This is a genomic window from Thioclava dalianensis (genome assembly GCF_000715505.1).
Taxonomy (GTDB): Bacteria; Pseudomonadota; Alphaproteobacteria; order Rhodobacterales; family Rhodobacteraceae; genus Thioclava; species Thioclava dalianensis.
In genome coordinates this window covers 23814-31328 of sequence record NZ_JHEH01000031.1, presented here as the reverse complement: position 1 = coordinate 31328, position 7515 = coordinate 23814, and the positions used below count along the sequence as shown (strand labels likewise).

Sequence of the window (7515 nt, the reverse complement as noted above, 5' to 3'; positions counted from 1 at the left end):
GATCAGATCGGCGGCCCGACCCCTGCCGCCGAGATCGCCGCCACGCTGCTGCGCATGGCCGAGGCGATGTGCGCGGGTCATGCGGGCGGCGTCTACCATTATGGGGGCGCCCCGTGGGTCAGCTGGAAAGACTTCGCGGCTGAGATTTTTGCCCGCGCGGGACGCGATGTGGCGCTCACCGGTATTCCGTCCGTGGAGTATCCGACACCTGCCACGCGCCCGCTCAACTCGCGGCTCGACGGCACCGCCTTGCAAGAGGCGTTCGGCATCGCGCCCCCGGATTGGCGCGCGGGGCTCGACGACATTCTGAGTGAATTGGAGGTGCTGGCATGACACGGCGCAAGGGCATCATTCTGGCTGGCGGCACCGGCACGCGGCTGTTTCCGATCACGATCGGCATCTCCAAGCAGCTTCTGCCGATCTATGACAAACCGATGATCTATTACCCGCTGAGCACGCTGATGCTGGCGGGGATTCGCGAGATCGCGGTGATCACGACCCCGCAGGATCAAGAGCAGTTCCAGCGCACGCTTGGCGATGGCAGCCAATGGGGCATTTCGCTGACCTATATCGTGCAGCCCGCCCCCGAGGGCTTGGCGCAGGCCTATCTGCTGGCGGAGGATTTCCTCGACGGCGCGCCCTCTGCAATGGTGCTGGGAGACAATATTTTCTTTGGTCACGGCCTGCCCGAGCTGCTGCATCTGGCGGATCGCAACACGGCGGGCGGCACGGTGTTTGGCTATCACGTCGCCGATCCAGAGCGCTATGGCGTGGTCGATTTCGATGCCAATGGACAGGCCCGCGCTATCATCGAGAAGCCGGAGGTCCCACCCTCCAGCTATGCGGTGACGGGACTTTATTTCCTTGACGAAACCGCCTCGGAGCGGGCGCGCTCCGTCACCCCCTCAGAGCGTGGCGAGCTGGAAATCACGACGCTGCTTGAGATGTATCTCGCCGATGGCGCGCTTGCGGTCGAGCGGATGGGGCGCGGCTATGCCTGGCTGGATACCGGCACCCATGCGAGCCTGCTGGATGCGGGCAATTTCGTGCGCACACTTTCGCAACGACAAGGCCTGCAAAGCGGCAGCCCCGACGAGATCGCCTTTGCCAGCGGCTGGATTTCGGCGGATGCCTTGGCCGAGCACGCCGAACAGTTCGGCAAGAACAGCTACGGCGCCTATTTGCGGCGCCTGCTGGACGAAAACCAACCGTGACAGACAAAGCCGCCGTATCGCATTCGAACGCAGGCACCCCATCCCAAAATGGCGCGCCTATGTGCTCGATGCGATCGCGCGAAGATGCGAAGGACTAAGACTTGGCGATGACGCAGCCCATATCGAGCCTGCAACAGACGGCCGCGACGCGGCTCGTCGCGGTTGTCGTGACCTATAACCGCTTGGCTCAGCTGAAGGTGACAATCGCGCGGCTGCTTGAGACAGCGCCCGAGACCCTGCACGCGGTCGTCGTGTTTGACAATGCATCCGATGATGGCACCGGAGCGTGGCTCGCCGCGCAAGATGATCCGCGGTTGCTTGTCGAGAGCAGCGCGTCAAACCTTGGCGGCGCGGGCGGATTTGCGGGGGGCATGTCGCTGGCGCGCGAGCGCTACGACCCGGATTGGATGGTCGTGATGGATGACGACGCCCGCCCCGAGCCCGGCGCGCTGGCCGCCTTCCAAGCCCGCGACCTGTCGCAATGGGATGCGCTGGCCGCCGCCGTCTATTTTCCCGATGGCCGGATCTGCGAGATGAACCGCCCCTCGCGCAACCCGTTCTCGCATGGCCGCGCGTTCTGGCGGACCTTGCGGCGCGGGCGCAACGGCTTTCACCTCTCGCCCGATGCCTATGATGCAGACCACGACACCGCGATCGACGTGACCTCTTTCGTGGGCTTCTTCATTTCGCGCCGAGGGCTGGAGCTGGCAGGATTGCCCGACCCGGGCCTGTTTCTCTACGGCGATGACGGGCTTTATACGCTTGGACTCTCGACCCGTGGCGGCCGCATAGCATTCACCCCCGACATCCGGTTCGAGCATGATTGTTCCACCTTCGCCAGCTCGCAACGGGGGCGATTCCACCCGCTCTGGAAAGTCTATTACTACCACCGCAACCTGTTGCTGCTCTACCGGATGGCCTCAGGTTGGATGTTCTGGCCGGTGCTGGTGATCATCCTTCCGCGCTGGCTCATCAAGGCGCGCCACCATCCCGGCGAACGGCTGCGCTTTCTCGGCCTGATCGCGCGGGCCGTACGCGACGGGTTGCTCCGGCGCACCGGCACCCCTCACCGCAAAGTGCTGAGCTGGGCCCAAAAGCCCTAACCTCCGCTGTTCAGGATCTTCTGGTGGAAGCGTCCCAGCAGAACGACGCCCAGAAACAGCAAGACGAGGCTCACGCCGACCACGTAAGGCACCGATGCGTAATCCGCCTGATAATCGGGATAAAACCCGCGCCGCATGATCCCGGTGATGTGCATCAGAGGATTGAACCACAGAATATTCTGTGCGGTTTCGGGAAGCTGATCATGCAAGATGATCACCCCCGAGGCGAGAAACAGCGGGCGCATCGCGATTGACCAAACCTGATCCCAGATCGTGATCAACCCCATCAAGGCGCAGTTCAGCGTGCCAACCGCCACTCCCAGCAGCAAGGCCAAGGACATCGCCTCGACAATCGGACCAAAATTCAGCGCGATCGGATCCTGCTGGATGACGATGAAGATCCCGAGCATCAGATAGGAAACAAGAAACCCAGTCAGCGCGTTCAAAAGCGCGCGAGCCACGATCGCATCGACCCATTTCACCACCGGATAGGACAAAAGAGCTCCAGAGAACCGGAATGAGCGCGCCGTATTGTTCGAAATGTTCATATAAAAGCTGAACGGCACATATCCGGTGGCGAAAAATAGGATAAAGCTGTTGCCAAGCGGCGGCGAACGCACCAGCAGCGAAAACCCGAGGCTCATCAACAAAATCGCGCCAAGCGGCTCGATAATCGCCCAGATATACCCACCGGGAGACCTGCCATAACGCGTTGACATTTCACGCAAAATCAGGGCAGTCACAGTGCGTGACATGCGGAAATTCCGGGACAGGCCCTGTCCGGGGCGCTCTGCGGGCTTCAGCGGCGAGGAGGTCAAGAAAGGCGCACCTTTGCGATGGTTATTTCTTCTCCTATTATGTTAGCCTCTCGACCGATTGCAAAGAGTGTTCTCAGGATGAAGCTTTGACAAGCGATAACAATAACGATGCGTCCCCAAAACAAGGGACGACCCCACCAGCCCAGACCAAATCGGCCCAGGTGGGAGAGCAGAACCAAGACCCCAAGGGCATAAAGAAAAACCCGGGCCCCAAATTTATCGAAACCCGGTCTCTGGCGCGTCCCGCACGCATGCGCAAACGCCATTGGGGCGTGCTTATCAGCTTTTGCGCGATCGTCCTGTTTCCGCTTTTCGTGGTGAGCGTCTATCTGTGGGGCGTGGCAGATGACCGCTATGCCTCGACGGTCGGCTTCACCGTGCGCACAGCCGATGAAAAAGCCCCCAGCTCTCTTCTTGGCGGACTTGCCAGCTTCACAGGCGGCTCGTCCTCGCCCGACAGCGCTGTGCTCTATCAGTTCATCCGCAGTCAGGCGCTTGCGGCAGAGGTCGACAAAAAGCTGCACCTGCGGGATTATTATTCGTCCTACTGGAGCTCGGATCCGGTCTTTGCTTTGCAGCCAAATGCCACGATTGAGGATCTCACCGATTACTGGGGCCGTATCGTGCGCGTGACCTATAACAGCAGCACGGGGCTCATTCAGGTCGAAGTCACCGCGTTCACCCCCGATATGGCGCAGAAAATCGCAAAGGAAATCGTCGCGGAAAGCCAGACGATGGTGAACGGCCTCAACGATTCAGCCCGCGAAGATGCAATCCGCTATGCCAATAGCGATCTCAAGGTGGCCGAAGATCGCCTGCGCACTGCGCGAGAGAAGCTGACAGAATTCCGCACCCGCACCCAGATCATCGATCTGCAGTCGGATATTGAGGGTCGGATGGGTGTCACCAACAGCCTGCAACAGGAATTGGCGCAGGACATGGTCTCGCTGGACGAGCTGTCCGCCTCGACCAGTGCCGATGATCCGCGCGTCGCCCAGGCCAAAAGACGGATCGACGCGATCCGGCAGCGCATCGCCAACGAACGCCAGAGCCTTGCGACCACGATCGTACCTGGTACCGGCAAGGACTACCCCGCCTTGATGAGCGAGTTCGAGGGGCTGACGGTCGATCTGAAATTTGCCGAGCAGGTCCATCTCTCTGCGCTGAGCGCCCGCGACCTGGCCTATGACAACGCGCAGCGGCAGACCCGCTATCTCGCAACCTTCATCAAGCCGACGCTCGCCGATTCCGCGGAATATCCGCAGCGCTCCCTGTTGTTCGGTCTCGCGGCCCTGTTTCTTATCCTGAGCTGGGGGATCGCGGTTCTGATCTTCTATTCGGTCCGCGACCGGAACTGAGGAGAGGCGATGATCCGTTTCGAACAACTCTCCAAGAGCTTCTGGGTCGGCGGCGAGCGCAAGATCGTCATCGACACGCTCGATCTCACGCTGCCGACCGGAAAATCGCTTGGCCTTCTGGGGCGCAACGGTGCGGGGAAATCGACGCTGATCCAGATCATCGCGGGGATCATGGCGCCCGATAGCGGGCGCGTCGTCTCCGATGGCACGATTTCTTGGCCCGTAGCGTTCGGCGGCTCATTCCACCCTGCACTTACCGGAGCGCAGAACGTGCGGTTCGTTGCGCGAATCTACGGCGTGGACACGGACAGCCTGATGGCATTCGTCGAAGATTTCTCCGAGCTGGGCAAACATTTCCACATGCCCGTTCGCACCTACTCCTCGGGGATGAAATCGCGTCTGACCTTTGGCACCTCGATGGGGATCCGGTTCGACACCTATCTCGTCGATGAGGTCACGGCGGTGGGCGATGCCCGGTTTCGCAACAAAAGCCGCGTTGTCTTTCGCGATCGGATGCGCGACAGCAGCGCCATCCTTGTCAGCCATAATATGAAAGAGATGCGCGACTTCTGCGATGCCGGGATCCTTCTCGACCGCGGAAAGCTCTATTATTTCGACGATCTCGATGAGGCCATCGCAGAGCACGAAGCACTTCTTCGCTAACAAGAAGCTGAGAATTTCTCAGTCGGTTTGAAAAAACTGCGGATCAAATCCTCATTATTCGCCACAGTTTTGCCCGATTTCATTCGGCAGTTCTTGGCGGCTCTCCCGCTATACCAGACACGGGTTTGGTGAACGGGGGTTCAGGAACATGTGGGATCTTGGATTTCGCGCGCTTCTCGGCGCGTCGTGGGAAGATTTGTCTTTTGACATCCGCAGTTTGGAGGTGGTCGACGGTACAGCCGGGCCTATTGTGCTTGCCGTAAACGGCCCCAATGGTGGCGTGACGAGCTTTCAGCTCGCCGCCAACGGATCGGCCCAGCGCATCGACACGATGAGCTATTCCACCTCAATGTCCTATAACGTCACCGGCGATTGCCACGTGATCACCACCGGGAACGCGCAGCAAATTCTGGTGCTGGGGAGCAGCACGCAGGACGGAGTGTTCGGGGTCTCGCTTTCGGCGAATGGCGATCTTGGCGGCTCGGTGCGGCTGGGCCTGCCCGATCTCTATTGCCATGAAGGGCCAGCCTTCGCGATCTCGCAAAATGGCTTTGTCTACGCGATGCAGGACGCCCGGACGCTCGAGATCTTCGCGCCTGCGGCCAAGGGCGGCTATGTAAGCCAGTCCACCTATCACGACACCAACAGCATCTATCTGCAAAGCCCGGCAGCGATGGAAACCGTGCGCTTCGCGGGCAAGGACTACCTGCTGACCCTGTCCGCAAGCGAGCTGGGCGTTTCGGCCTTCGAAATCTCAGCGTCCGGAGAGCTGACCGCACGCAGCGCACTTGGCGTCGAGTCCGGGCTTGGTCTGTGTGCGATCCCGACCGGGCTGGAAATGGTCACGATCGAGGGGCGCTGCTTTGCGCTGGTCTCGTCAGCGGCCGAAATTGGCGAGAGCGGCGTGCTCACCGTGCTTGAATTGGGGCGCGACGGATCGCTTTCGGTCACCGATCACCTCATCGACACGCTTGATACGCGCTTTGGCCGCACGCAAAGCATGAGCGTGACACAATCGGGCGAGTGGACCTATGTGATCGCAGGCGGCGGTGATGCCGGGCTGAGCCTGTTCACCCTCACGCCGCAAGGCCGCCTTATCCATCTCGACAGCCTCGCCGACACGAATGACGCCGGGCTGGAGAAAATCTCCGCCCTGACCAGTTTTGTCGATCAAGGCCGCCTTGAGATCCTCGCAAGCTCGGATGCGACGCCCGGAATCAGCCGCTTGAGCGTTGATCTCGCGCAGCAAGGGATCGTGGCGAGCACGAATGGTGGGACGCTGACCGGCACCACCAAAAGCGATCTGTTGATCGGTGGCTCGACGAACAGCCACCTGCGCGGCAGCAATGGCGCCGATATTCTGGTCGATGGATGGAAGCAAGACACGCTCAGCGGCGGCACGGGCGCGGATCTTTTCGTGCTCAACGCGGATGATGCGCGCGACGAGATCACCGATTTCGACCCCGATCAGGACCGGATCGACCTGACCGCGGTGCCGATGCTCTATGATGCCAGCGCATTGCGGGTGCAATCGAAGTCCTGGGGCGCAGTGCTGACCTTTCGGGGCGGCGAAGAGACGCTTATTCGCAGCGCCGATGGTGGCCGCCTGAGCGCCGGGCAAGTGCTCGACGCGATCACATCGAACGCGAACCGACCGCCGATGGTCCTTTCGGATGAACAGGCGGCTAACCCGCCGCAAGTCGCCGCCAACCTGACCCTGCGCGGCGGCAATGGGGACGATAGGCTCACCGGGGATATCGGCAGTGATACGCTGTTTGGCGGGAACGGAAGTGACACGCTGATTGGCGGAAGTGGTCACGATCAGCTTTATGGCGACGCACAGGACGACATTCTCTGGGGTGGCGACGGGCAGGACAGGCTTTGGGGACATGCAGGGAATGATCGTCTCATGGGCGAGCGCGGGAATGATGTCCTGGACGGTGGGGACGGCAATGATTGGCTCAACGGAGGTGCCGAAAATGATCGCCTTTTGGGCGGCACCGGGAACGACACACTGTCTGGCGGAAGCGGCTTTGACATTCTCACCGGCGGTAGCGGCTATGACCGGTTCAACTTCTCGAAACTGTCGAACCGCAACGAGATCACCGATTTCGAGATCAGCGCCGACCGGCTGGTCCTTGAAGTCGGCGTGGAGAGGCTCGGCCAGCTCGATCTGACGACGACATCGCGCGGTGTCTTGATCGAATGGGACGGCGGAGAGGTTCTGTTACAGGGGCTTGCCCCCTCCGATCTCCACGCATCTGATTTCATCTTCCTCTAACGCATACCGTCCTCCACCGATGTGAGGTCCGCGCCAATTGCCTTTCCGCCGTTCCCATGAGAAAACGCGGACAAACTG

The 7515-nt window shown here is 60.8% G+C and carries 7 protein-coding genes; 6 read left to right on the top strand and 1 reads right to left on the bottom strand.

Translation table 11 applies throughout. From position 1 onward, the window contains the following. The 3 genes from DL1_RS17005 to DL1_RS16995 form a co-directional block, all read left to right on the top strand. Positions 1–333: sugar nucleotide-binding protein (locus DL1_RS17005; RefSeq protein ID WP_038068488.1), on the top strand; the 333-nt coding region annotated here is incomplete at its 5' end. Further along, a complete protein-coding gene (gene rfbA, locus DL1_RS17000) occupies positions 330–1214 on the top strand; it encodes a glucose-1-phosphate thymidylyltransferase RfbA (protein WP_038068486.1) in 885 nt (294 codons plus the stop codon). The genes DL1_RS17005 and rfbA, both read left to right, overlap by 4 nt. 107 nt (positions 1215–1321) lie before the next feature. Further along, the gene (locus DL1_RS16995) at positions 1322–2317 is read left to right on the top strand and encodes a glycosyltransferase (RefSeq protein ID WP_038068482.1); all 996 of its coding nucleotides are present in this window, start codon (positions 1322–1324) and stop codon (positions 2315–2317) included. Here DL1_RS16995 and DL1_RS16990 read toward each other — a convergent pair. After that, the gene (locus DL1_RS16990) at positions 2314–3072 is read right to left on the bottom strand and encodes an ABC transporter permease (protein ID WP_074854933.1); all 759 of its coding nucleotides are present in this window, start codon (positions 3070–3072) and stop codon (positions 2314–2316) included. The genes DL1_RS16995 and DL1_RS16990 overlap by 4 nt on opposite strands. A gap of 314 nt (positions 3073–3386) precedes the next feature. Between DL1_RS16990 and DL1_RS16985 the strand changes: the two genes are divergently transcribed. From DL1_RS16985 to DL1_RS22260, 3 genes are all read left to right on the top strand, one after another. Next, positions 3387–4493, top strand: coding sequence for a KpsE/RkpR family capsule polysaccharide export protein (locus tag DL1_RS16985; protein ID WP_038068501.1), 1107 nt, complete (start codon positions 3387–3389; stop codon positions 4491–4493). A gap of 9 nt (positions 4494–4502) precedes the next feature. Beyond that, positions 4503–5156 (top strand): ABC transporter ATP-binding protein, encoded by a 654-nt coding sequence (locus DL1_RS16980; RefSeq protein WP_038068479.1) that lies wholly within the window; start codon positions 4503–4505, stop codon positions 5154–5156. A gap of 250 nt (positions 5157–5406) precedes the next feature. Beyond that, complete coding sequence (locus tag DL1_RS22260; protein ID WP_162178768.1) at positions 5407–7437, top strand: calcium-binding protein; 2031 nt, start codon at positions 5407–5409, stop codon at positions 7435–7437. Positions 7438–7515 lie beyond the last annotated feature (78 nt).